The 23,419-nt window shown below is 63.2% G+C and carries 19 protein-coding genes; 1 reads left to right on the top strand and 18 read right to left on the bottom strand.

The window, feature by feature from the left end; translation table 11 throughout:
• Positions 1-191: 191 nt before the first annotated feature.
• From ftsZ to WDB91_RS08275, 18 genes are all read right to left on the bottom strand, one after another.
• Entirely contained in the window at positions 192-2,018 is a 1,827-nt protein-coding gene (gene ftsZ, locus WDB91_RS08360; protein ID WP_339112117.1) for a cell division protein FtsZ, read from the bottom strand.
• A 259-nt stretch (positions 2,019-2,277) separates the two neighbouring features.
• Positions 2,278-3,612, bottom strand: a complete 1,335-nt coding sequence (gene ftsA, locus WDB91_RS08355) for a cell division protein FtsA (protein ID WP_339112116.1) — start codon at positions 3,610-3,612, stop codon at positions 2,278-2,280.
• Positions 3,613-3,636: 24 nt separating this feature from the next.
• Positions 3,637-4,593, bottom strand: coding sequence for a cell division protein FtsQ/DivIB (locus WDB91_RS08350; RefSeq protein ID WP_339112115.1), 957 nt, complete (start codon positions 4,591-4,593; stop codon positions 3,637-3,639).
• On the bottom strand, positions 4,581-5,504 hold the full coding sequence (locus WDB91_RS08345; protein WP_339114482.1) for a D-alanine--D-alanine ligase: 924 nt from the start codon (positions 5,502-5,504) through the stop codon (positions 4,581-4,583). Before WDB91_RS08345 ends, WDB91_RS08350 begins: the two co-directional genes overlap by 13 nt.
• Before the next feature lie 84 nt (positions 5,505-5,588).
• Positions 5,589-6,521, bottom strand: a complete 933-nt coding sequence (gene murB, locus WDB91_RS08340; RefSeq protein WP_339112114.1) for a UDP-N-acetylmuramate dehydrogenase — start codon at positions 6,519-6,521, stop codon at positions 5,589-5,591.
• A 71-nt stretch (positions 6,522-6,592) separates the two neighbouring features.
• Positions 6,593-6,859, bottom strand: a complete 267-nt coding sequence (locus tag WDB91_RS08335; protein ID WP_339112113.1) for a DUF2484 family protein — start codon at positions 6,857-6,859, stop codon at positions 6,593-6,595.
• 247 nt (positions 6,860-7,106) lie between these two features.
• A complete protein-coding gene (gene murC / locus WDB91_RS08330; protein WP_339112112.1) occupies positions 7,107-8,537 on the bottom strand; it encodes a UDP-N-acetylmuramate--L-alanine ligase in 1,431 nt (476 codons plus the stop codon).
• Positions 8,534-9,637, bottom strand: a complete 1,104-nt coding sequence (locus tag WDB91_RS08325; RefSeq protein ID WP_339112111.1) for a UDP-N-acetylglucosamine--N-acetylmuramyl-(pentapeptide) pyrophosphoryl-undecaprenol N-acetylglucosamine transferase — start codon at positions 9,635-9,637, stop codon at positions 8,534-8,536. Before WDB91_RS08325 ends, murC begins: the two co-directional genes overlap by 4 nt.
• Positions 9,638-9,648: 11 nt before the next feature.
• Positions 9,649-10,818: a putative lipid II flippase FtsW gene (gene ftsW / locus WDB91_RS08320; RefSeq protein ID WP_339112110.1), complete on the bottom strand. Its 1,170-nt coding sequence runs from the start codon at positions 10,816-10,818 to the stop codon at positions 9,649-9,651.
• 247 nt (positions 10,819-11,065) lie between these two features.
• Entirely contained in the window at positions 11,066-12,466 is a 1,401-nt protein-coding gene (gene murD, locus WDB91_RS08315) for a UDP-N-acetylmuramoyl-L-alanine--D-glutamate ligase (RefSeq protein ID WP_339112109.1), read from the bottom strand.
• Between the two features lie 150 nt (positions 12,467-12,616).
• Positions 12,617-13,699 (bottom strand): phospho-N-acetylmuramoyl-pentapeptide-transferase, encoded by a 1,083-nt coding sequence (gene mraY, locus WDB91_RS08310; protein ID WP_339112108.1) that lies wholly within the window; start codon positions 13,697-13,699, stop codon positions 12,617-12,619.
• 13 nt (positions 13,700-13,712) lie between these two features.
• On the bottom strand, positions 13,713-15,146 hold the full coding sequence (gene murF / locus WDB91_RS08305; protein ID WP_339114481.1) for a UDP-N-acetylmuramoyl-tripeptide--D-alanyl-D-alanine ligase: 1,434 nt from the start codon (positions 15,144-15,146) through the stop codon (positions 13,713-13,715).
• Positions 15,143-16,633, bottom strand: a complete 1,491-nt coding sequence (locus tag WDB91_RS08300; protein WP_339112107.1) for a UDP-N-acetylmuramoyl-L-alanyl-D-glutamate--2,6-diaminopimelate ligase — start codon at positions 16,631-16,633, stop codon at positions 15,143-15,145. Before WDB91_RS08300 ends, murF begins: the two co-directional genes overlap by 4 nt.
• A 197-nt stretch (positions 16,634-16,830) precedes the next feature.
• Positions 16,831-18,636: a penicillin-binding protein 2 gene (locus WDB91_RS08295; protein WP_339112106.1), complete on the bottom strand. Its 1,806-nt coding sequence runs from the start codon at positions 18,634-18,636 to the stop codon at positions 16,831-16,833.
• Position 18,637: 1 nt separating this feature from the next.
• Positions 18,638-19,006 (bottom strand): cell division protein FtsL, encoded by a 369-nt coding sequence (locus WDB91_RS08290; RefSeq protein WP_339112105.1) that lies wholly within the window; start codon positions 19,004-19,006, stop codon positions 18,638-18,640.
• On the bottom strand, positions 19,003-20,031 hold the full coding sequence (gene rsmH / locus WDB91_RS08285) for a 16S rRNA (cytosine(1402)-N(4))-methyltransferase RsmH (RefSeq protein ID WP_339112104.1): 1,029 nt from the start codon (positions 20,029-20,031) through the stop codon (positions 19,003-19,005). The genes WDB91_RS08290 and rsmH overlap by 4 nt, the downstream gene beginning before the upstream one ends.
• 3 nt (positions 20,032-20,034) lie before the next feature.
• Positions 20,035-20,547, bottom strand: a complete 513-nt coding sequence (mraZ, locus tag WDB91_RS08280; RefSeq protein WP_339112103.1) for a division/cell wall cluster transcriptional repressor MraZ — start codon at positions 20,545-20,547, stop codon at positions 20,035-20,037.
• An 877-nt stretch (positions 20,548-21,424) separates the two neighbouring features.
• Complete coding sequence (locus WDB91_RS08275; protein ID WP_339112102.1) at positions 21,425-22,480, bottom strand: Mrp/NBP35 family ATP-binding protein; 1,056 nt, start codon at positions 22,478-22,480, stop codon at positions 21,425-21,427.
• A gap of 273 nt (positions 22,481-22,753) precedes the next feature.
• Here WDB91_RS08275 and WDB91_RS08270 point away from each other — a divergent pair, with 273 nt between their 5' ends.
• Positions 22,754-22,951, top strand: a complete 198-nt coding sequence (locus tag WDB91_RS08270; RefSeq protein ID WP_339112101.1) for a DUF1127 domain-containing protein — start codon at positions 22,754-22,756, stop codon at positions 22,949-22,951.
• Positions 22,952-23,419: the final 468 nt, after the last annotated feature.

Raw genomic sequence — 23,419 nt, 5'->3', positions numbered from 1 at the left:
AACTCACTCTTTGCAACAGAATGAAACATTAACCACACGCCGTGGCGGAACCCTGCCAGCGACAGACCAAGCTGATGATTACAATAGAAAAAAGGGTCAGGCGAACCTGACCCTTTTTAGATATTTTGTGATCGGAATTTTTCAGTATTTCAGGCGCAAAAGGCCATTCTCACCGAAATCTTTCAAACCGATCAGTTTGCCTGACGGCGCAGGAAGGCGGGAATCTCGATGCGGTCCTGTTCGTTGGACTGCTCGTCATCATAGTCTTCGGTGCGGGCATGCGGCTGTTGCTGGGGTGCCGGAGCGGCAGCGCGGGGCTGCTGCTGGCGGACCGGCTGCTGTGCGGGCTGTTGCTGAGGCGCCTCATGGCCGTGACCGGTCATGCGGTTGATCAGCGAGTTGATCCCGAAACGCGGCTTCTCGGCCTGCGGCTGGGGCGCGCGCTCTGCGGCCATGTTCGGGCGACCCTGCGGTGCGGCTCCCTGACCCGGCTGGCGATTGACCGCGGCCTGCAGGCGGGCAAGGGCCTCGGGCGAGGGCTGGCCGGCCTGACGCGGACGCGGTGCAACATATTCAGCAGCCTCTTCGGCGGCTTCGTTGAACTGCGGCTGCGCTTGACGGGGCTGCTGGTAATGCGGCTGCTGCGCTTGCGGCTGGTCCTCGGCATATTGCACGCGGGGCTGCTGGGCGCGGTATTGCGGCTGCTGGGGCGCCTCGTATTGCGGCTGTGCGGGAGCCGCCTGACGGGGCTGCTCGTAGCGCGGCTGCTCATGGCGCGGCGCCTCATACTGGCGCTCGGGCTGCTGCGGAGCCGACTGGCGCATCTCGGCCTGTGCCGGGCGGTGATCGGCGGCGCGATGCTGCGGTGCCTGATAGCCACGCGACTGGTGGACCGGCTGGGCCGAGGTCACCGAAACCTGCGGCTGGCGCGGGGCCGGTGCGGGATCCTGCATATGCGGCGCAGCGGCGCGCGCCTCCTCTGCCGCTTCCTGCGGGTTGCGCAGCGGCTCTGCCAGAGTGCGGCGCGGCACCGGAACTTCTGCCGGAGCGGCCAGCGCGTCGATACCGGTTGCGACGACCGACACACGCATCATGCCATCCATATCGGGATCGAGGGTCGAACCGACGATGATATTCGCATCCGGATCGACCTCCTCGCGGATACGGTTTGCCGCTTCGTCGAGTTCGAACAGCGTCAGGTCGTAGCCGCCGGTGATGTTGATCAGCACACCCTTCGCGCCCTTGAGCGAGATCTCGTCGAGGAGCGGATTGGCGATGGCCTTCTCGGCGGCCTGGATCGCACGATCCTCGCCCGAGGCTTCGCCGGTGCCCATCATCGCCTTGCCCATCTCGTCCATCACGGCGCGAACATCGGCGAAGTCGAGGTTGATCAGGCCCGGACGGACCATAAGATCGGTCACACCCTTCACGCCCTGATAGAGCACATCATCGGCCATCTCGAAGGCTTCGGTGAAGGTGGTCTTCTCGTTGGCCAGGCGGAACAGATTCTGGTTGGGGATGATGATCAGCGTATCGACCACCTTCTGCAACGCTTCGAGACCTTCCTCGGCCTGACGCATGCGCTTGGTGCCCTCGAACTGGAACGGCTTGGTCACGACGCCTACGGTCAGCACACCCAGCTCGCGCGCGGCTTGCGCGATGATCGGCGCCGCGCCGGTGCCGGTGCCGCCGCCCATACCAGCGGTGATGAAGCACATATGCGCACCTGCAAGATGGTCGACAATCTCCTCGATCGTCTCCTCTGCTGCAGCCGCACCGACAGACGGACGCGCACCCGCACCCAGACCCTCGGTCGCCTTGATCCCCATCTGGATCCGCGCCTGGCTCTTGGACTGCTGGAGCGCCTGCGCGTCGGTGTTCGCGACCACGAACTCAACACCCTCGAGCTGCTGCTCGATCATGTTGTTGACGGCATTGCCCCCAGCGCCACCAACGCCGAAGACGGTAATCCGCGGCTTCAGATCCTGTTGATCGGTCATCATGAGGTTCAAGGTCATAGAGGTCCGCCTGTTTTTGTGATGAATGGCCCTGTCCCGGCCGTTTGAATAATTACCGCTAATTTACCAGAAATCGGCGCGCCGTCACGCGAAAAACATAGTTAAAACACAAAATCTAGCCAAGTTAACGCCATACTCAGCGGTATTTCGCGCAATTCCCAGCATCTTGTGGACGCTACGAATTCACCCCCGAAAACCATGGTTTTCGACGCCATATCCGCTACGTTAACTTTAACTTCGCATCCCAAGTCGCTGGCGCTTACCAGTTATCCTTGAACCAGCGGAAGGCACGCCGCAGACTGCGCCCGCCCATCCGGTCGACGGGGATCTCGAAATCCCACCACTCATCCTGTGGATTGGTCGCATGCAGAGCGAGGCCGACAATTGCGCTAAAACCCGCCGATGTGGCCTGCTGTGGCAGGCCCTGCACGCGCAAGGGCCGTCCGAGACGCACGCTATGGCCAAGGATTCGCGCGGCCATGCCGTCGATACCGGGCAGCTGGCTCGTGCCGCCCGTCAGCACGATCTGCTGGCTCGGCATATGCGAGAAGCCCGCCACATCCAGTCGCGCCTTGATCTCCTCGAAGATCTCTTCGACACGCGGACGGATGATCCCGATCAGTTCCGCACGCGTGGCGGTGCGGCTGTCTTTTTCCCAATCCCCCGAATTGGCCGCCAGCTCGATCATCTCGCGGTCATCCATCGAGGTCGCGTGAACCCCGCCATGCACCGTCTTGAGACGTTCGGCCAACTGTCCCGAAACCTGCAGCCCCGCCGAGATATCGGAGGTGATGTGATCGCCCCCCATGCGCACCGCATCGGCATAGATCATATGTTTCTTCATAAAGATCGACAGCCCCGACGCGCCGCCGCCCAGATCGATACAGGCCGCGCCCAGCTCCTGCTCGTCCTCCACCAGCGAGGCAACGCCCGACACATAGGCCGAGCTGGCCACCCCCGCCAGTTCCAGATCGCAGCGCCGGATCGCGTTCACGAGGTTCTGGAGCACGAACCCATCCACCGTCAGCAGATGCATATCGGTGGCCAGCTTGCGCCCTGCATGGCCGCGCGGGTCCGACAGGCCCGAGCGGTGGTCGAGCGCGAAATTTACCGGCTGGGCATGCAGCACCTCGCGCCCCGCCCCGAAATCGGGCACATCACACGCGGCCAGCACACGGCCTACATCCTGCCCTGTCACCTGATCTCCGGCAATCTCGACCTGCCCCGTCAGCCCGTAGCTGCGCGGCTCGCCGCCGGCGAAACAGGCAATCACATGATCGACACGGATCGCGGCCTTCTTCTGCGCGGCCTGCACCACCGTGCGGATCGCACGCTCGGTCTGTGCCATCGTATCGATCTCGCCAAAGCGCACCCCGCGCGACCGTGTCGTAGCGGCCCCGATCACCTTGAAGGAGGACTGACCCGCAAGCGGCGCCGCCCCCTCGACCTGCTCCAGCCCGTTCGTGCTCTCGACCTTCAGCACCAGACAGACGATCTTCGAGGTGCCGATATCCAACAGCGCCACGACACCGCGCTGCATCGCGGCCTTGCGCATACTGCGCATCGCTCTCTGGGCTTGGTAGAATTCGGGCATACGTCAGGTCTCGGTCTTATGGGCTCAGTAGTTATGAGCGATAGCGCGATAGCTTTCCATCGCGTGGGGCGTCAGGCGGATCGTCGGACGACCCTTGTCACGGAGGTCGATCACCGTAAAGTCACGCGCAAGCACATCTTCGGCGGTATTCATCGCCAGAAGGCGCTCGACGGCGGCCACGGGCTGCTCCTGCGGCAACATCACGCGCCGGTCATTCTCGAGCGCGATGTCCCAGCGACGCTGCCCCACACGGATCAGCCCGCGCGCCTTGGGCAACAGCGGGCCCATCGCCTTCAGGATTGAAAGCGCCTCGGGCACTGCCTTGTTGGCCCCGCGGCCGGCGATCAGCGGCAGATCGGAGCGCGCGGAACGGTCCAGAAGCGTCGCCACCCGATGGCCGGTCGCATCGAGCATCTCCAGCCCGCTCGCCGTCCGCCACAGCATGACCGGATTGCGCTCGGTCACGACCACATCCAGCACACCGCCGGATTTGATGCTGATCGAGGCATCAGCCACCGCGTCGAGCCGCATGATCGTGTCGCGATACTGGCCCAGATCGATCTTGAAGGACGAGACCGGAAGCCCCGTGGGCAGCATCGTATAGACCGCTTGCTCGACCTCGGGGCTCGCGCCCTCGACCTTCAGCGAATTGACCATGAACTGCGGACGGTTCTGGATCGAGGTCTTGATGTCATCGAAGGCCTGCAGCATATCCGCCCGCCGCCCCGCATCGCCGAAATAGATCCCGAGCCCCAGCACCACGATAAAGGTGGGCACCCCGATCCGCGTCAGCGACCGCACGATGGGCGTCAGCCACAGCCGATGCAGCCGGAAAGCGAGCCGCGAGGGCGCGGGGTCCTTGCGGCGCGAGGACCGGCGGACATAGAGCTGGCCCTGCTGGGCGCGCGCTACACCTCCAACAGCATGGGTGCCAGCCCATTTCCCCTCCTCGGGAAGGCGCGATGCCTTCATCTTCCGCATGAGGCATCCTCCACGATCCAGCGGCAGAGCGCAGGGAAATCGATCCCCGCCTCCAGCGCCTGCTCGGGCACGAGCGAGGTCGGCGTCATACCGGGCTGGTTATTGGTCTCCAGCAGGAACAGCCCCGCAAGCCCACGGCTGTCATCCCAGCGGAAATCGGTGCGCGAGATGCCCCGGCAGCCAAGCGCCACATGCGCACGCAGCGCATAGTCCTGACAGGCTCTCGCGATCTCCTCGGGGATCTCGGCGGGGCAAATATGGCGCGATCCTCCGGTCGAATATTTCGCGTGATAGTCATACCAGCCGGTGGTGACGATCTCGGTCACGCAGAAGGCGCGATCCTCCATCACGGCACAGGTCAGCTCGCGCCCGGGCACATAGGTCTCGACCATGACGCTCTCGGGCATATCATCCGACAGCTGCGGCGGGCTGTTGGCCGCCTCGTTGACGATATAGACGCCGACCGAGGAGCCCTCGTTATTGGGTTTGACCACATAGGGGGGCGGCAGGAAATGTCGGCTGCGCACCTCGTCGCGCGGCGCGATCACGCTCTCGACCACCGGCAGACCTGCCTGACGGTAGGCAGTCTTGGACCGGTCCTTGTCCATCGACATGGCCGAAGCCAGCACGCCCGAATGGGTATAGGGGATACGCAGCCATTCCAGCATGCCCTGCACACAGCCATCCTCGCCCCAACGGCCATGCAGCGCGTTGAAGACGACATCCGGCTTGATCTCGGTGAGACGCTGCGCCAGATCGGGGCCCGCATCGACCTCGATCACCTCATATCCCGCAGCCCGCAAGGCGATAGCGCATTCACGCCCGGACGAAAGCGACACATCGCGTTCCGCCGATGCCCCTCCCATCAATACCGCCACAAGCTGGGTCGTCCTGCTCGACTTACCCGCCATCATTTGCCTCGTCGGGGTTTTCCCCGTTTATGTATTTTGGTTAAGCCCGCCGGTCACTGCCAGAAGACGGTCCTTTGGCGGACCTTATCTCTCTCCGACGCGCATGATTTCCCATTGTAGCTCAATTCCGCTATTGAGCAAAACTTTTTTGCGGACTTCCTCTCCCAGCCCTTCCAGATCGGCGGCCGTTGCCCCTCCCGCATTGATCAGGAAGTTGGAATGCATCTCCGACATCTGCGCCCCGCCCAGACGCGCGCCGCGCATTCCGGCATCGTCGATCACCTTCCATGCCTTAAGGTCATGCACGTCATCGGCGCGCCCGGTCGAGCTGAAACCGGCCGGATTGCGGAAGGTCGAGCCCGCGCTACGCTCTTTTGTTGGCTGGGAGGCATCGCGTTTGGCCAGCTGGTCCGCCATCCGCGCCTCCAGTTCCACCGGATCGCCCGACGCGGCCTCGAACACGGCATGGGTGATGACCCAGCCTTCGGGCAGATCGCTCTGGCGATATGCCAGACCGAGATCTGTCGCCTTGATCGTGCGGACCGCGCCCGTCCGCGTCACCACGCCGATTTCCACGAGGTGATCGGCCACATAGGTGCCATAGCAGCCCGCATTCATCCGCACGGCACCACCAACCGAACCCGGGATCGTGCGCAGGAAGGTCAGATCCAGCCCCTCGGCTGCCGCCTTGCGCGCCACATGCGCATCGAGCGCCGCAGCCCCTGCCGTCACCCTGTTGCCCTCGAATGTAATGGCGTTGAAACCCCGCCCCAGCCGGATGACCACCGCGCGCAAGCCGCCATCACGCACGATGAGGTTGGAGCCCACCCCCATCGGGAAAACGGCGATATTCTCGGGAAGCCCCGCGAGAAACGCCGCCAGATCCTGTGCATCGGCGGGCTGGAAGAACCAGTCCGCGGGGCCGCCCACACGCAGCCATGTCAGATCGGACAAAGCACGCCCTGCGCCAAGTGCGCCGCGCGGCTGATAGGTGGAAGGAGAAAGCATATCGGTCATAGAGGCTTCCTAGCGAAGCCACCCGAGCACAGCAAGGGCCAAGACAGGTTGCAGCAGGCGCACAAGGGCGATCAGGCGTCCTGACGCTCGTCGCGCAGGCGTCCATCGGCATGAAGACGCTGGATCAGCCGCCGCAACGGCCAGCGCAGCACCGACATCCCCGCCGCCAGCACAACCAGCCCCCAGATCGGCCCCTGCTGATAGGTAACCCCGCCCAGAATGGGAACGCCGGTCGCAATCAGCGCCCATGCCGCCATCCAGTGCCAGCGCTGCGGCCCCATCGCCGCGACAGAGGCCAGGACCACCCAAAGGCAGGCAAGACTAAGGGAAAGCGACATGCGCATGGCTCCTCTGCCCATCACACGGGCGGTTCGAAAGAAATGGCCGGCCCGCGAGGGGACCGGCCCAGTCCGATGCCGCTCCGGCGGACAGACCGGCATCGTCCGGAGACAGAGAACGTCTCTGCCATCCAACGGACAAGCCACACAAATCCGGCGGCTTGCCCTCTACTCGTTACCAGCCCACCCCCTTCACGAGGTTGGCATGACATGCGGGCGCACCGTCTGAACGAGCGCCCCGATCTTCTCAGGCGCCCAGCTTGGCGGGGAGCCCGTTGGCCCATGTCGAGATCGTGCCCGCGCCCAGACAGACCACGATATCGCCCGGACGGGCCTGTTCACGCACGAGCCGCGCCAGATCGTCCTCCGACAGGATGGCGCGGGCATGGCGGTGGCCGTGCTGGATCAGACCGGCCACCAGATCCTCGCGGGTCGCGCCCTCGATCGGGTCCTCACCTGCCGAATAGACCTCGGCGATGGCGACCACGTCGGCCTCGTTGAAACAGGTGCAGAAATCATCGAAGAGCGAATGCAGGCGCGAATAGCGGTGCGGCTGGTGCACGGCGATCACCCGCGCCCCGGGCGAGCCCGAGACCGCCTGACGCGCGGCCTTCAGAACGGCTGCGATTTCAACAGGATGGTGACCGTAATCGTCGATGATCGCGACCCCGCCAAGGACCTCGCCCACTTTGGTGAAGCGGCGGTTCACACCCTTGAAATTGGCCAGTGCATCACGGATCTCGTCACGCTTCATCCCCAGATGGCGGGCGACTGCCACAGCGGCCAGCGCGTTCGAGACGTTATGGTCACCGGGCATCGGGAGGGTGCAGCCCTCGATCAGCTTCGGACGATCGTTCTCGTCATGCTCCTCGCCCTGAAGGGCAATGTCGAACTGTGCGATCCCGCGCTCGTAGCGCAGGTTCAGCGCGCGCACATCGGCCTGCGCGTTGAAGCCGAAGGTCGTCACGCGACGGTCGGTCAGCTTGCCGACCAGCGTCTGCACCTCGGGATGGTCGGTGCAGCACACGGCCAGACCGTAGAAGGGGATGTTCGACACGAAATCATAGAAGCCCTTGCGCAGCGCATCAAAGCTGCCCCAATGCTCCATATGCTCGGGATCGATATTGGTGACGATGGCAATCGTTGCCGGCAGGCGGTTGAACGAGCCGTCGGATTCGTCGGCCTCGACCACCATCCACTCGCCCTCGCCCGCCCGCGCATTGGAGCCATAGGCATGGATCACGCCGCCATTGATAACGGTCGGGTCGAAATTCCCCCGATCCAGCAGGGTCGCCACCATGGTCGTGGTGGTCGTCTTCCCATGTGTGCCCCCGATGGCGATATTGGAACGCAGGCGCATCAGTTCGGCCAGCATCTCGGCGCGGCGCACCACCGGTAGGCCGCGCTTGCGCGCCTCTTCCAGCTCGGGATTGCCCGGCTTGATGGCCGAGGACATCACCACAACACCCGCATTCCCGATATTCTCGGCGCGCTGGCCCTCGAAGAAGGTCGCCCCCAGCTCTTCCAGACGGTCGGTGATCTTGGAGGCTTTCGCATCCGAGCCCTGCACCGTGAACCCTTGGGTCAAGAGCACCTCGGCAATGCCGGACATCCCGATCCCGCCCATGCCGATAAAATGGATCGGCCCGAGTTCACCGGGCAGCTTCGTCGCGTTCATCGCGCGCCTCCTGTTAGTTGTTCGACCATCTCCACAAGCCGGTCGGTGGCATCGGTAATGCCGTAGCTCTGGCTTGCGCGCGCCATCTGCAGGGCACCGTCGGGATTTGCAAGCACCAGACCCACCTGCTCGGCCAGCGCCTCGGGGGTCAGGCGGCTCTCGGGGATCACGATCGCGCCACCGGTCGCGGCGAGGCCCTTGGCATTGGCGCTCTGGTGGTCCCCGGCTGCGGCCGCAAAGGGCACCAGAATCGCCGGACGCCCGACCACCGCGATATCGGCGACCGAGGAGGCCCCCGAGCGCGAGATCACCAGCTGCGCCTCGGTCAAGCGGCGCGGCACATCGTTGAAGAAGGATTGCACCTCGGCCACGATCCCCGCCTCGCTATAGGCCGCAACCACACGGTCGAGATCCTCGGGACGGGCCTGATGGGCCACACGCAGATTGCGCCGCATCTCGGGCGACAGAAGCGCCAGCGCCGCAGGCACCACATCCGACAGGATGCGCGCGCCTTGGCTGCCGCCCATCACCAGGAGCGACATCGGGTAATCGCCCGGCACGATATAGGGTGCCCCCGCACGTTCCAGAACGGCCCCGCGCACCGGATTGCCGGTATGGACGCCGCGCACCCCTGCGGGCAGGTCGGTTGGCCATGTGCCACAGGCCACCGCCCCGACCTTGGGCGCGAATTTGCGGTTCACCTTGCCCATGACGCCATTCTGCTCGTGGATCGCGCGCGGCAGGCCCAGAAGATAGGCCGAGGCCAGCGCGGGCACCGTCGGATAGCCGCCAAAGCCCACAACGGCTGCGGGCTTGTCACGCATGTTCCGCCCGACAGCGGAGGCAATGCCGCTCAGGATACGCAACGGCACCATCAGCCGCGCAAGCAGGCCGCCACGGGCGAAGGTCGCCGAATTCACCTGTTCGATCTGCACCACATGCGGAAAGCCCCCCGCATAGCGCGCACCCCGCGCATCGGTGGACAGTTTCACCCGCCAGCCTTTGCGCACCATTTCCTCGGCAAGCGCTTGGGCGGGAAACATATGCCCGCCCGTCCCGCCTGCCGCGATCAGAAGAAGAGGGGCTGCCTCTTGTGTCATGCCATCCCCTCTCAGCCGCGATTATGGCGCGCCAGAATATCCGAAATCTGCCCCTGCGGGCGCGAACGGGTCAGCGCGAGCAACATGCCCACCGCAATCCCCGAGGCGATCATCGACGAACCACCATAGCTCACGAAAGGCAGCGTCATCCCCTTGGAGGGCAGAAGCCGCACGGCCACCGCCATGTTGATGAAGGCCTGCACGCCGAAGGCCGCCGCCAGACCGCAGCCGGCAAGCCGCGTGAAAGGATCACGCTCGCGCATCAGGCGCAGCATCGAGCGCATGACCACGGTCGCATAGAGCGCGATGATGATCAGCACGAGGATCAGCCCGTATTCCTCTGCCGCGACCGCGATGATGAAATCGGTATGCGCATCGGGGAGCGACCATTTCACCGTGCCCTCGCCCACGCCCACACCGAAGAAGCCGCCCTCCTGGATGGCGTTGGTGGCATAGCCGATCTGCGTGCGCGGATCGATCTCGGGCGACAGGAAGCCGTTGATCCGGCGGGCGAAGTGATCCGAGAAGTTATAGGCAGTGACACCGCCGACAGCCGTCAGACCGCCCACCACAGCCAGAAGCGTGATCGGCGCACCAGCCACGAAATACATCACCATCCACGAGAAGAGCACGAGCGAGGCCTGACCGAAATCGGGCTGCAGTGCCAGAAGCACAACAATGATCGCCATCAGGATGAAGGAATAGAGCCGTCCCGGAGGGCCTGCGACCTCATGGGCCGCCGCCATGAACCAGCCGGCAATGATGATGAAAGCGGGTTTGAGGAATTCCGAGGGCTGGACCGAGGCAAAGCCGAAAGAAAACCAGCGGATCGCGCCTTTGCCGAAATCGGTGCCGACAAACGGAAGCGCTAGAATGGCCGCAAAACAGACAAAGAAAGCCAGAACGCCCATACGGCGCACCTGACGCGGGCTCATCATCGAGCAGAGCAGCATCGTGATGATGCCCGACCCGCCGAAGAACGCCTGCCGTTTCACATAGTAAAACGGCTCGAGCCCGTTCTTTTCAGCCAGCGGCACGGATGCCGCGAGCCCCAAAAGCATTCCGATCCCGAACAGGATCAGCACGCAGGACAACGCCCATTTGTCAATGGTGCGCCACCAGCGTGGAAGTACAGGTTCACCGACGCGCGAAGGCGCGGTGCCGAAAACCATATCTGTCATGGGCTGTTACTGCCGTACTGCCTCGAAAAAATGCCCGTTTTCCGGGTCTGTCTCCGATGCTAACGCAATTCATACTGTATGGCTAGTTAAACTATGGCCGATTTACGGCGCATTTCGCGGGATTTCGCGGCGTCGCCAGGCGGTTCTGTGCTCTGGTGTGGCGCGCATACGCCACAACCCGCAGGTGAAGGGACAATTCTGCACCTATCGCAAAACATTCACCTTTCGCGATAGGTGAAGGCGAATCCTATTCGGGCAACTGCCCCACCAGCGCGACGAAATGCTCGCCACGTTTCTCGAAGCTGCCATACTGGTCGAAGCTCGCCGCCGCCGGCGCCAGAAGCACTGTATCTCCAGCCTCGGCATCGCGGGCACAAGCCGCCACGGCCGCCTCCATCGTCTCGCAGATCTCGTGCTCGAGACCGGTCAGTTGCAGCGCGAAGTCCCGCGCCGAATGGCCGATGAAATAGGCTTTCCTTACATGGTCCAGATCACCGGCCAGCGAGGACACGCCGCCCTCCTTGCCAAGCCCGCCCGCAATCCAGCGGATATTCTTGAACGCCTGCAGGGCCTTCGAGGCACTATCGACATTGGTCGCCTTGGAATCATTGACCCATGCCACGCCCTTCTTCTCGGCCACGCGCTGGCTGCGATGGGGCAGCCCCGCAAATGTATGGAAGGCCGCCTCGATCTCGCGCGGCGCCAGTCCGATGGCGCGCAGTGCCGCAAAGGCTGCACAGGCATTCTGGTGGTTATGCGCCCCCGGCAACCCTTTGATCTCGCGCAGATCGATGGACGCCACCTGCCGCCCCTTGCGCCATTCGCTCAGAAAGCCCTTACGCGCAAAGACCGACCAGCCCCAATCGCCCAGCTTGCGCGAGACGGCAATGCGGATCAGCCGGTCATCCTCGCGATTGGTAGCGATCTGGTTGGCCAGATAGACCCCTTCCGGCTCATCGACGCCAATCACCGCACGATCCGGCCCGCCCTCGGCGAAGAGGCGGCGCTTGGCGGCAAAATACCCCCCCATCCCCGCATGGCGGTCGAGATGGTCGGGCGAGAGATTGGTGAACACCGCCACATCGGGGGTCAGCGCACGCGCCAGATCGGTCTGGTAGCTTGACAGCTCCAGCACCACCACATCGCCATCCTCGGCAGGCTCCAGATCCAGTACGCCACGTCCGATATTGCCGCCCATCTGCGCCCGCCGCCCGCAATGGGTCAGCACATGATGGATCAGCGCCGTCGTCGTCGATTTCCCGTTCGAACCGGTCACGCAGATCGTCTTCGGAGTGGTTTCGAACTGGTCCCAGTCCGGCCCCGCCCAAGACCGATAGAAGAGCCCGATATCGTTATCCACCGGCACACCCGCCTCCATCGCCGCGGCGATCACCGGATTTGGATGCGGATAGAGATGCGGAATACCGGGTGAGACGACCAGAAGCGCCACATCCTCGAACGCGCCCGCTTTTGTCAGGTCACGGCAGGCATATCCCGCCTCCTCGGCCCGCGCGCGGCCCTCGGGGCTGTCATCCCATGCCAGAACCTCCGCCCCTCCCGCCTTCAGCGCCACGGCTGTGGCCAGCCCCGACCGCCCGAGCCCCAGAACCGCGATTTTCTGCCCTTCGACACCACGCACTGCAATCATGACAAAGCCCCTTCCGAAAAGCCGATCCCCGGCTCAGGTCTAGCGAATGCAAAAAAGGGCGACAACGCCCTTTTCCATTGTCGTCAAATATCCTCGGGGGTGAATTGGGCCGCCAGGCCCAAGAGGGGGCAGACAGCCCCCTTCTCACCCTCAACGCAGCTTGAGCGTCGCCAGACCGATCAGCGCGAGGATCAGCGAGATGATCCAGAACCGGATCACGATCTGGCTCTCGGCCCAGCCCTTCTTCTCGAAATGGTGGTGGATCGGCGCCATCAGGAACACCCGCTTGCCGGTGCGCTTGAAATAGAGCACCTGAATGATCACCGACATGGCTTCCACCACGAAGAGCCCGCCCACGATCGCCAGAACGATCTCGTGCTTGGTGCAGACCGCGATCGCCCCAATCGCGCCGCCAAGCGCCAGCGAACCGGTATCGCCCATAAACACCGCCGCAGGCGGGGCGTTATACCACAGGAACCCGAGCCCCGCCCCGATCAGTGCCGCGGTGAACACAAGGATCTCGCCCGTGCCCGGCACATAATGCACATCCAGATAGGAGGTGAAATCCGCGCGCCCGACGATATAGGCAATGACACCGAGCGTGCCCGCCGCAATCATCGCAGGCATGATCGCCAGCCCGTCCAGACCGTCGGTCAGGTTCACCGCATTGGCCGCCCCCACGATCACCAGCATCGCGAAAGGCACGAATAGCACGCCCAGATTGATCAGCACATTCTTGAAGACCGGCACGGCCAGCTGCCCCGAAAGATCCGCCGGATGCAACCAGGCCGCCCAGATACCGGCAATCGCCGCCAGCAACAGGCCCAACCCCATGCGCACCCGCCCGCTGACACCCGCGGTGGTCTGTTTGGAGACCTTGGCATAGTCATCGGCAAAGCCGATCAGCGCATAGCCGAAAGTCACCATCAGCACGAGCCAGACATAACCGTTATCCAGCCGCGCCCAGAGAAGCGTGGAAAACAGGATCGAGGCAAGGATCAGGAGACCGCCCATCGTGGGCGTGCCCGCCTTGGCCAGATGGCCTTCGGGGCCGTCGGAGCGGATCGGCTGGCCCTTGCCCTGCGTGCGGCGCAGAAAGTCGATCAGCGTCGGCCCGAAGAGGAAGCCGAACACCAGCGCCGTAAAGAACGCAGCCCCCGCGCGGAACGTCAGGTAGCGGAAGAGGTTGAAGAAGTCGCCCCCGTCCGAAAGATGTGTCAACCAATAGAGCATTCCGTCTTTTCCTTTATACCTCGGTCGAAACCGGCTGACCAAGTTTGCGCAGCGCCTCGACGACACGACTGACTTTCGAGCCCTTGGAGCCTTTCACAAGCACGACATCGCCCGCATCGACCAGATGGCGCGCCCGCGCCACCATTTCATCCGCGCTTTCATACCATTCGCCACGCTTGGCGCGCGGCAGCGCATCGCGCAGCGCCGCCATACGGTTGCCCACCATATGCACGACATCCACATCCGCCATCGCGGGCAGGCGCGCAAGCCCCGCATGCATCGACAGTTCTTCCGCGCCCAGCTCCAGCATCTCGCCCAGAATCGCCACGCGACGGCCATGTTTCACACGGCCCACACCGTCCTGCGGCTCTTGGGCGGCCAGCATCTCGAGGGCCACGCCCATCGAGGTTGGATTGGCGTTGAACGCGTCATCGAACAGATCGATCCCCATCTCGGGGTTGAAGGCGTCAAACAGCACCCGTTCACGCGCACCGCGCCCCGCAGGCGGCAACCAGCGGCCCAGATCCATCGCGATCAGCGCCTGCTCGCAACCAAGCGCGCCACAGGCCGCGATCACTCCCAGCGCGTTGGACGCAAAATGCCGTCCCGGGCTCTGGACCTTGAACAGAAGGCTCTCGCCCCGCGCCCGCGCCTCGACCACGGTGGTGTCCCCAAGGATGGACACTTTGTCCAGATGATAATCGGCCTGCGCATCCGCACCGAAAGTAATCACCTCACCGGCCACCCTGGCCGCCTCCAGCAGGATATCCGAGACCTCGAGCCCGAGCGGCACGATACACGCCCCCCCTGCCTCCAGCCCCTCGAAGATCGTTGCTTTCTCGCGGGCGATGCCGAAAATATCGTCAAAGGCCTCCAGATGCGCCGCGGCCACCGTGGTAATCATCGCCACATGCGGACGCGCCATCTGTGCCAGCGGCGCGATCTCGCCGGGATGGTTCATCCCAATCTCGATCACCGCGAAATCGGCATCGGCCGGCAAGCGGGCCAGCGTGATCGGCACCCCCCAATGGTTGTTGAAGGATGCCTCGGCGGCATGGGTCTTGCCCTGCCCCTTGAGCACCTCGCGCAGCATCTCCTTGGTGGAGGTCTTGCCCACCGATCCGGTGACGGCGATGACCTTGGCCTTGGCACGCGCCCGCCCCGCACGACCCAGATCCTGCAGGCCTTCCAGCACATCGTCCACGATCACCAGCGGATCGGCTTCGCTACACCCGTCGGGAATGCGCGAGACAAGAGCCGCACCTGCGCCTTGATCGAGGGCCTGACGCACGAAATCATGCCCGTCACGCGCGGCCGTCAACGCCACAAACAGATCGCCCTTGGCGATCGAGCGGGTGTCGATGGAGATGCCGTCAACTTGGGCCTCGCATGTGGCACGGCCACCCGTCGCGCGGGCAATCTCGGAAGCGGTCCAGAGTGTCATCAGATTTTCCCATCCAGTGCGGCAACGGCCACAGAGGCCTGTTCGGCATCGTCAAAGGGGTAGATATCGGTGCCGATCACCTGCCCCGTCTCGTGGCCCTTGCCCGCGATCAGCAGCGCATCGCCCGGCTCGAGCCTGTTCACCGCCAAAAGGATCGCCTCGGCGCGGTCGCCCACCTCGATGGCGGTGGGGCCTGCGCCCTCCATCACGGCAGCGCGGATCTCGGCAGGATCCTCGGTGCGCGGGTTGTCATCGGTGACAAAGACCAGATCGGCATGCTCGGTCGCGGCCTTGCCCATCAGCGGGCGCTTGGTGCGGTCACGGTCGCCGCCTGCGCCCACGATGACCACGATCTTGCCCAGCACATGCGGGCGCAGCGCCTTGAGCGCCGTGGCCACCGCATCGGGAGTATGGGCGTAATCCACAAACACGGTCGCGCCATTATCGCGCACCGCCACCTGCTGCATCCGGCCCCGCACCGTGCTCAGATGCGGCAACGCCTGCACCACCGACAGAGGATCAGCCCCGCAGCCGATGACCATCGCCGCCGCCGTCAGCACATTCATCGCCTGAAACTCCCCGATCAGCGGCAGGCGCGCCATCTGCGGCTTGCCCTCCCACGAGAAGCGGATGTCCTGACCCGACGCATCGGGGCGCTTGCCCAGAAGCCGCATCTCGCAGTCCTCGCCATGGCCCAGACGGATCACCCGCTGGCCACGACCGTTGGCGATCGCGGCCATATCGGCCCCGCGCGGGTCATCCATATTGATCACCGCCACGCCGTCATCGGGCAGCACACGCGCAAAGAGCCCCGCCTTGGCCGCGAAATATTCCTCGAATGTCGCGTGGTAATCGAGATGGTCCTGCGTGAAATTGGTGAAGGCCGCAGCTTTCAGCACCACCCCGTCGAGCCGTTTCTGCGCCAGCCCGTGGGAAGATGCCTCCATCGCGGCATGGGTGATCCCCGCGTGCGCCATATCGCCCAGAAGCCGATGCAGGGTGATGGGTTCGGGCGTGGTGTGGTTGGAGGGCGCGCTATAGGCCCCCTCGACGCCGGTTGTGCCGATATTAGCCGCCTCATAGCCCAGAACCTGCCAGATCTGGCGGGTGAAGGTGGCCACACTCGTTTTGCCATTGGTGCCGGTGACCGCGATCATCGTTGCGGGCTGTGCCCCGAAGAACAGCGCCGCCGCATAGGCCAGCGCCTGTCGGGGGTCTTCGGCCACAACCAGCGCGGCCCCGGCCTGTGCCACGGCATCGTGGATCTGCGTGGCGCCTGCGCGGTCGGTCAGGATGGCCACAGCGCCCTTGGCAAGCGCCGTGGGCACAAATTCGGCCCCATGCACCTTGGTGCCCGGAAGGGCCGCAAACAGATGGCCTGCCTTCACCTGACGGCTATCTACCGACAGGCCCGTGATCTGGCGATCCGCACCGGAACTGGGGGTCAGACCCAATGCGTTCAGGCTCGATTGCGGCAGATCTGTCGGCATGATGATGGCTTTCTGTTTCAAATCCGGCCGCTCGGGACAAGGGCCATGATACGGTCTCGGGGACATAGCCCCGAACGTCTATCCCATTTATCGCGGGCCGGCAGAAAAGGTCAACGCATCAGCCCCGCGGCAAAGGATCCGATCGGCAAATTCCGACCACCGGCGCCCCGCTCGCTCGCAGCGCCGCGATAGCGGGATCACTCATCCGCCACAGTCTTGTTGTTGGGGTCTTTCGCGACATTGATGCCCGCAAGCTCGTCAACAGCCGCATGCGGGCGCAGGCCCAGAAGCGGCGCCACACGGCGGATCACTTCGGCGGCGACAGGCACAGCGGTCCAGCCGGCGGTGCGGCGCGGAATGGAGCCGGAATTATCAGAAGGCTCGTCGAGCGTCAGCACCAATACATATTGCGGATCGGAAATCGGGAAGACACCGGCGAAGGTCGCGATGACCTTGTCATCATAATAGCCGCCCGTGGGTTTCACCTTATCGGCAGTGCCGGTTTTGCCCCCCACCTCATAGCCTTTGACATTGCCGTAAGACGCCGTGCCGCGCGTCACCACGATGCGCATCAAGGCAAGCGCCTCCTTGGCGACCTGATCGCTCATCACGCGCTCGCCATGGCCCTTGTTCACCCCAGCCAGAAGCGTGGGCTCCACACGGATGCCGTGATTGGCGATGGTGGCATAGGCGGCCGCCAGATGCAGCGGGCTTGCGGCCAGACCGTGACCATAGCCGATGGTCATGGCCGAGACATCGGTCCATTTCGGCGGCAGCTGCGGCTGGCCGGTCTCGGCCTCGATCAGCTCGACCGAGGTGGGCTTGAGGAAGCCCAGCTTGCCAAGGAACTCTTTCTGCTTTTCGGGGCCGAACATCTCGACGATATGGGCGGTGCCCACGTTCGAGCTGTGCTTGATGACATCGATCACCGACAGATGCGCGCCGTAATTGTGGAAATCACGGATCTTGAAGCGGCCGATGCGCATGGGCGACTGGCTGTCGACGATGGTGTTGGGCGTGACCAGCCCCATCTGCAGCGCCTGCGCCACGGCAAAGATCTTGAAGGTCGAGCCAAGCTCGTAAAGCCCCTGCACCGCGCGGTTGAAGAGCGGGCTGTCGGAAGCATCGCCCGTGGTCAGCGGACGCGGGCGTTTGTTCGGGTCGAAATCGGGCAGGCTCGCCATGGCAACGATCTGGCCGGTATGGGCCTGCATCAGGATCGCGGTCGCACCCTTGGCATTCATCAGCTTCATGCCGCCATCGAGGATCTCCTCGAGCGCCGACTGGATCGTGAGATCGATCGACAGTTTCAGCGGCGCGCCATTATTGGCCGGATCACGCAGCCAGCCGTCGAATTCCTTCTCGACGCCCGCCGTCCCCACGATCTCGGCCGAATTCACGCCCTCGGCGCCAAAGCGCGAGCCGCCAAGGATATGGGCTGCCACAGCCCCGTTGGGATAAAGACGCATCTCGCGCGGACCGAACAGCAGACCCGGCTCGCCGATATCATGCACGGCCTGCATCTGCTCGGGCGAGATCTTTTTCTTGATCCAGACGAATTTACGGCTGCCGGTGAAATCCTTCATCAACCGGTCATGGTCGAGATCGGGGAAGATCTTCACCAGCTTGTCGACCGTGCCCACCGGATCCACCATCATCGGCGGCTGGGCGTAAAGTGCATGGGTCACAAGATTGGTGGCCAAGACACGGCCCTCACGGTCCACGATATCGGCGCGCTGTGCATGGATACCGTTATTGATCGCGGCGCGCGGCTCCTTGGGCTCGGAGGCAGCCAGTGTGCCCATCCGAACGCCTACAACGGTAAATACGGCCACAAAGGCCAGCCCCATGACCAGAAGGCGGCCCTCGGCCCGTTTGCGCGCGCGATCACGGGTAGCCTCGGAGCGGATGCGGGTATTCTCGCGTTCGATCGCGTCGGGGTTCTCGCCACGGGTACGGGCCGGAAGGATCTTTGCCAGAGGACGAAGCGGAATACGGATCATCTTAGAGCCCTTCTTTTTGTGCCTGCCCGTTCAAAGCAAAGATATCCGGCTGTTTCTGTGCGTCCGGATCGGCCATCTCGACCGGATTGGGATAGGGAATTTCCGACACGCTCGCAAACTGGTCGGCCTGTAGCGGCAGCAGCTGGAGATCGGTGAAGTTCAGGTTCACCAGCTCGCGCAGGCGGTCAGGACGGTTGAGATAGGCCCATTCCGCCTTCAGCACGCCCAGACCCTCGTTGAGCGAGGCGATCTCGCGGTCGAGCGCACGCAACTCGTCGCGCTTGTCCTGCGTGTCATAGTTCACCCGATACGCCCAGAAAGCCAGCCCCATGACACAAAGCGCGGTTACGAGATAGATCAGCGATCTCATCGGGCTCTCCGTTTATGCGAGGCGGGCTTGGCCGCGGGGTCCAGAACGGGGGCCGGAAGGCCCAATATGGTGCGGTCAGCCGGGGTTGCGGGCGTGTCAAGACGGCGCGCGACGCGCAGCTTGGCAGACCGTGCCCGCGGGTTCTCTACCAGCTCTTCGTCATCGGGGGGGATAGCTTTCGAGGGTTTGTCGAAGCCCGGTGTCGCGGATTTGACCACCGGTGCATGGCGCGAGCCCTGCCCGCCGCCGCCCGAACGCGCCTGCAGGAAGCGCTTGATCACGCGGTCCTCGAGCGAGTGGAAACTGACCACTGCCAGTAGCCCGCCGGGTTTCAGCGCGCGCTCGGCCGCCTCCAGCCCTTCGATCAGCTGGCCGAATTCGTCATTCACCGCGATGCGCAGCGCCTGGAAGCTGCGGGTCGCGGGATGGGACTGGTTGGGCTTGGGGCGCGGCAGGGAGCGCTCGATCACCGCGACCAGCTGCTTGGTCGTCGTGAACGGCTCGATCTCGCGGGCCTTGAGGATATTGCGGGCGATCCGGCGCGAGGCGCGCTCCTCGCCATAATGATAGAGGATATCGGCCAGCTCTTCCTCACCCAGCGTATTCACCAGATCGGCCGCCGACGGGCCGTCCTGCGACATGCGCATATCGAGAGGGCCGTCCTGCATGAAGGAAAAGCCCCGCTCGGCCTGATCGATCTGCATTGAGCTGATCCCGAGATCGAGCACCACGCCATCGACCTTCCCCTCGGGGGCGATCTCGGCGGCATAGTCATCCATCTCAGAGAAAGTGCCATGCACGAGCGAGAGACGCTCGCCATACTCGCCGCGCCAGCTTTCGGCCATCTCGAACACCAGCGGATCACGGTCCACGCCGATCACCTGCGCCGCACCTTCCGCCAGAAGCCCGCGCGAATAGCCACCCGCGCCAAAGGTGCCGTCAATCCAGATGCCCTCGACAGGGGCCACGGCCTTCAGCAAAGGACGCAGGAGAACCGGAATATGCGGGCGGCCCGGCGCGCTCATGGCTTAGCCTCCCAGAAGCGAGAGCGGGTCGAAATCATCGCCCATCTCGTCGATCCATTGATCCACATTCGCCTGATCGGCAGCCTCGAAGGTTTCGGGCTTCCAGATCTCGAAGGTCTCGCCCACACCGGCGAAATAGGCCTCGGTGCCGAGGTCGATCTTCTCGCGCAGAAAAGCCGGAAGGACCATGCGGCCATCCGGATCGATTTCCAGCGGTTGCGATTTGGAAAGCACCATGCGTTGCAGGATGGTGCGCTGCTTGGAGCCACGCGGGAGCGCCGCGATATCGGCAGCAAGCGCCTCGAAGGCGCTTTGCGTGTAGACCTGAAGCATTTTCTGATTGTCGGCCCCATAGACGATGACCATCCGGGGGCGATCCTGATTGGGTCGGTTAGGGTCGCCATCGGCCAGCTCTTGGCGATATGCAGCCGGGATCGACATGCGACCCTTGCTGTCCACCTTGAAGGTGTATTCGCCGATGAACATGCCCGCCAATTGCGAACCCTCTCCTGCCACGCTGGTCCGCCCTGTTCACATCGAGCCGACCGGTTTCTTGCCTGCGGTCCCTGCCTCAGGACCTTTGAATGAAAACGGCGGATTGAGCTGCTGCCACTGCCCAATCCGCCGCCCTCGTTCCCATTTGACTGGGCTGTCCGACTGCACGCGCCACCTGGGGGATGTCTGCTCGCTCGCGCGCCGGATCTCTTGCTTTCGCGTCAGGGGGTGCCTGTATGAAACTGCTCTTTTCGCCGTGAGGTCTTTTTGCCTCTATGTTCCCGCCTTTGCGATGAGTTAGGGATGCCATGGGAATTCACGGGAGGCAACCGGTTTTTAGCTAACAGTTGGTTAACGAGCATGGGTAACTCTGTGGATAAGTTAACACTCTAGGAACATTGAGAGAACGCCATAGTAAGAAATCGCGGTTTCTATAAAATCACCCACTAAATGTAGTAGGTAAAAAAATTCGACGGAATCCCGTACTCTCCCAGGATGACCTTACGGATGTCACCGGAAAGCCACGAGTCTAGCGCAAATTAACCATTAATTAACCAAACTCACAGGAACGCGAGTCGCCGTGAACCTGCTTCTTTTCGGCAGCTTTCAAGACGCGAAAAATCGGCAAAACATAGGCAAAATACGTCAATTTTTACGATGCTATGCCGATTCCCTAAAGATTGAGGCGGTTCTTACCCGATCCATTCCAAAGCTTAAAGACCACCCAATACTCGAATCAGAAACAGGCCTCTTATGACCCTGCCTAGAATCAGAATCGGCCGAGCAGTTACCTGCCCGGCCTGTCCCGTCATTTCCCGTCCCGTGAATTCCCATAGGACGATCCCGTGATTTCCCGTAGTCCGCCGGAACCGGCCATTTGCGACCGGGTCCGGTGCGCTCAGCCTTTCAGTCGCGCCACCTCCACAAGCTGCGCCGCAAGCTCCGCATAAGGCGCCGCCACCGCGCTCTCGCCCACGGCGACCGGAATGCCGCCATCTGCGGCCAGACGCACCTCCAGATTCAGGGGCAGGCTACCCAGAAGCGGCACCCCCATCCGCGTGGCCTCGTCCTTGACGCCACCATGACCGAAGAGATGCTCCTCATGGCCACATTGGGGGCAGATATAGGTGGACATGTTCTCGACCATCCCGAGAACCGGCGTCTCCAGACGTTTGAACATATCGAGCGCCTTGCGCGCATCGATAAGCGCGATGTCCTGCGGTGTGGACACAATCACCGCCCCGTCGAGCTTCGTCTTCTGGCATAGCGACAACTGAATATCGCCCGTGCCCGGCGGCAGATCGATGATCAGCACATCGAGCGGGCCGTAATGGTCCCATTTCACCTGACCCAGCATCTGTTGCAGCGCGCCCATCAGCATCGGTCCGCGCCAGATCACCGCCTCATCCTCCTTCAGCATGAATCCGATCGACATCAGCGTAACCCCATGCGCCTCGAGCGGCAGGATGGTCTGGCCGTCAGGCGAGGCGGGGCGTTTGTTGACGCCCATCATGCGGGGCTGCGAGGGGCCATAGATATCGGCATCCAGCAGACCGACTTTTACCCCCTGTTTGGCCAGCGCCACGGCCAGATTGGCGGAAACAGTCGACTTCCCCACGCCGCCCTTGCCCGAGCCCACCGCAATCACATGGCGCACCCCCTCGACGGGAAGCGGGCCGGATTGCTTTTTGGGATGACCGCCGATCTGCGGTCCCTTCCCGCCAGACGGAATCACGATCGACAGGCTTTCGACCCCCTCGAGCGCCTTCAACCGCGCCTCGAGCACGCCGCGGATCTGTTCGAGCGCGGGCTCGGGCGCGCCTTCCAGCACGAAGCGGACCACACCGCCCTCGACCGCCAGCGCATGAATCAGTTTACGGTCGATAACACTGTCACCCTGAGGCAGTTTCACCTCCTCCAGCGCAGCAAGGACCGTTTCTTTGGTAAGTGACATAGGGAGCTCCCGAACTCGAATTTGGGCGACTGTGGCCATTTGGCCGCGTGGTTCAAGCCCTACACCCGTCATGATGACAGATTTTCGCCCCCCATCCCGCCCATGCGCAATGAAATATCCGCAAGAGGGCCGAAAAAGGTCAGAATGTGTTATGCACTTTTCGCATGACGGGCTTGTGAACCCTGCCATTGTGCATGAGCAGCATTTTCTCCATGTTAGCGACAACAAGAGGCGTAATCGCCACAAAGCACGAACTCATAAAGGAAGACGCACATGGCAATCGCACATGACATCCAAACCCGCCGCGGCCTCGGTCTGATCGAAGCACTCAAAGACGCTCTCGCCCGCCGCAAAGTCTATAACGAGACGCTCGCAGAACTGCGCTCGCTCTCGGTCCGCGAGCTCGACGATCTGGGCATGAGCCGCGCCACCCTGACCCGCGTCGCAGCCGAAGCTGCCTACGGTCGCTAAGACATTCGAACGTCCATAGGCTCACTCCTCCTCCCTTGAGCCTTAGGAATGGGCGGCTCTCTCTCCTCCTCCCTGAGAGCCGCCACCACTAAAGGCCCTGTCTGCCGGTTGCCGTATCGCTTTCCTCCTCCCGAGGGATACAGAACATCCAAAGCGGACGGGGCACTTGAAACACGGGAAGCCTCTTCCCAATTAGATACGGACAGCCCACTCCTCCTCCCTAGGGCTGATCGTTAGCGGTGACCTCTCTCCTCCTCCCTGAGGGCACCGCATCCCATACCGCGTCTCACTCCTCCTCCCGAGGCGCGTGTTAGGATTGGCTCTCCTCCTCCTCCCTGAGGGCCGATCCGTTTCCAAGGGTGCCCACTCCTCCTCCCGGGTGCCCTGGTCAACATGAACGGCGATGCCCATCTCCTCCCGGGCATCGCCGTTTTTGTTTTTTCGCCCCTCCCCTTGCGCGTATCGTCC

It is taken from the genome of Thioclava sp. GXIMD2076, assembly GCF_037949795.1.
Taxonomy (GTDB): domain Bacteria; phylum Pseudomonadota; class Alphaproteobacteria; order Rhodobacterales; family Rhodobacteraceae; genus Thioclava; species Thioclava kandeliae.
This window is presented reverse-complemented; position numbering and strand designations above follow the sequence as displayed.

Bases quoted from the DNA above. Each gene is read 5' to 3' on its own strand.
- ftsZ (WP_339112117.1), bottom strand. From the start codon at position 2,018: ATGACCTTGAACCTCATGATGACCGATCAACAGGATCTGAAGCCGCGG.
- ftsA (WP_339112116.1), bottom strand. From the start codon at position 3,612: ATGCCCGAATTCTACCAAGCCCAGAGAGCGATGCGCAGTATGCGCAAG.
- WDB91_RS08350 (WP_339112115.1), bottom strand. From the start codon at position 4,593: ATGCGGAAGATGAAGGCATCGCGCCTTCCCGAGGAGGGGAAATGGGCT.
- WDB91_RS08345 (WP_339114482.1), bottom strand. From the start codon at position 5,504: ATGGCGGGTAAGTCGAGCAGGACGACCCAGCTTGTGGCGGTATTGATG.
- murB (WP_339112114.1), bottom strand. From the start codon at position 6,521: ATGACCGATATGCTTTCTCCTTCCACCTATCAGCCGCGCGGCGCACTT.
- WDB91_RS08335 (WP_339112113.1), bottom strand. From the start codon at position 6,859: ATGTCGCTTTCCCTTAGTCTTGCCTGCCTTTGGGTGGTCCTGGCCTCT.
- murC (WP_339112112.1), bottom strand. From the start codon at position 8,537: ATGAACGCGACGAAGCTGCCCGGTGAACTCGGGCCGATCCATTTTATC.
- WDB91_RS08325 (WP_339112111.1), bottom strand. From the start codon at position 9,637: ATGACACAAGAGGCAGCCCCTCTTCTTCTGATCGCGGCAGGCGGGACG.
- ftsW (WP_339112110.1), bottom strand. From the start codon at position 10,818: ATGACAGATATGGTTTTCGGCACCGCGCCTTCGCGCGTCGGTGAACCT.
- murD (WP_339112109.1), bottom strand. From the start codon at position 12,466: ATGATTGCAGTGCGTGGTGTCGAAGGGCAGAAAATCGCGGTTCTGGGG.
- mraY (WP_339112108.1), bottom strand. From the start codon at position 13,699: ATGCTCTATTGGTTGACACATCTTTCGGACGGGGGCGACTTCTTCAAC.
- WDB91_RS08300 (WP_339112107.1), bottom strand. From the start codon at position 16,633: ATGCCGACAGATCTGCCGCAATCGAGCCTGAACGCATTGGGTCTGACC.
- WDB91_RS08295 (WP_339112106.1), bottom strand. From the start codon at position 18,636: ATGATCCGTATTCCGCTTCGTCCTCTGGCAAAGATCCTTCCGGCCCGT.
- WDB91_RS08290 (WP_339112105.1), bottom strand. From the start codon at position 19,006: ATGAGATCGCTGATCTATCTCGTAACCGCGCTTTGTGTCATGGGGCTG.
- rsmH (WP_339112104.1), bottom strand. From the start codon at position 20,031: ATGAGCGCGCCGGGCCGCCCGCATATTCCGGTTCTCCTGCGTCCTTTG.
- WDB91_RS08275 (WP_339112102.1), bottom strand. From the start codon at position 22,480: ATGTCACTTACCAAAGAAACGGTCCTTGCTGCGCTGGAGGAGGTGAAA.
- WDB91_RS08270 (WP_339112101.1), top strand. From the start codon at position 22,754: ATGGCAATCGCACATGACATCCAAACCCGCCGCGGCCTCGGTCTGATC.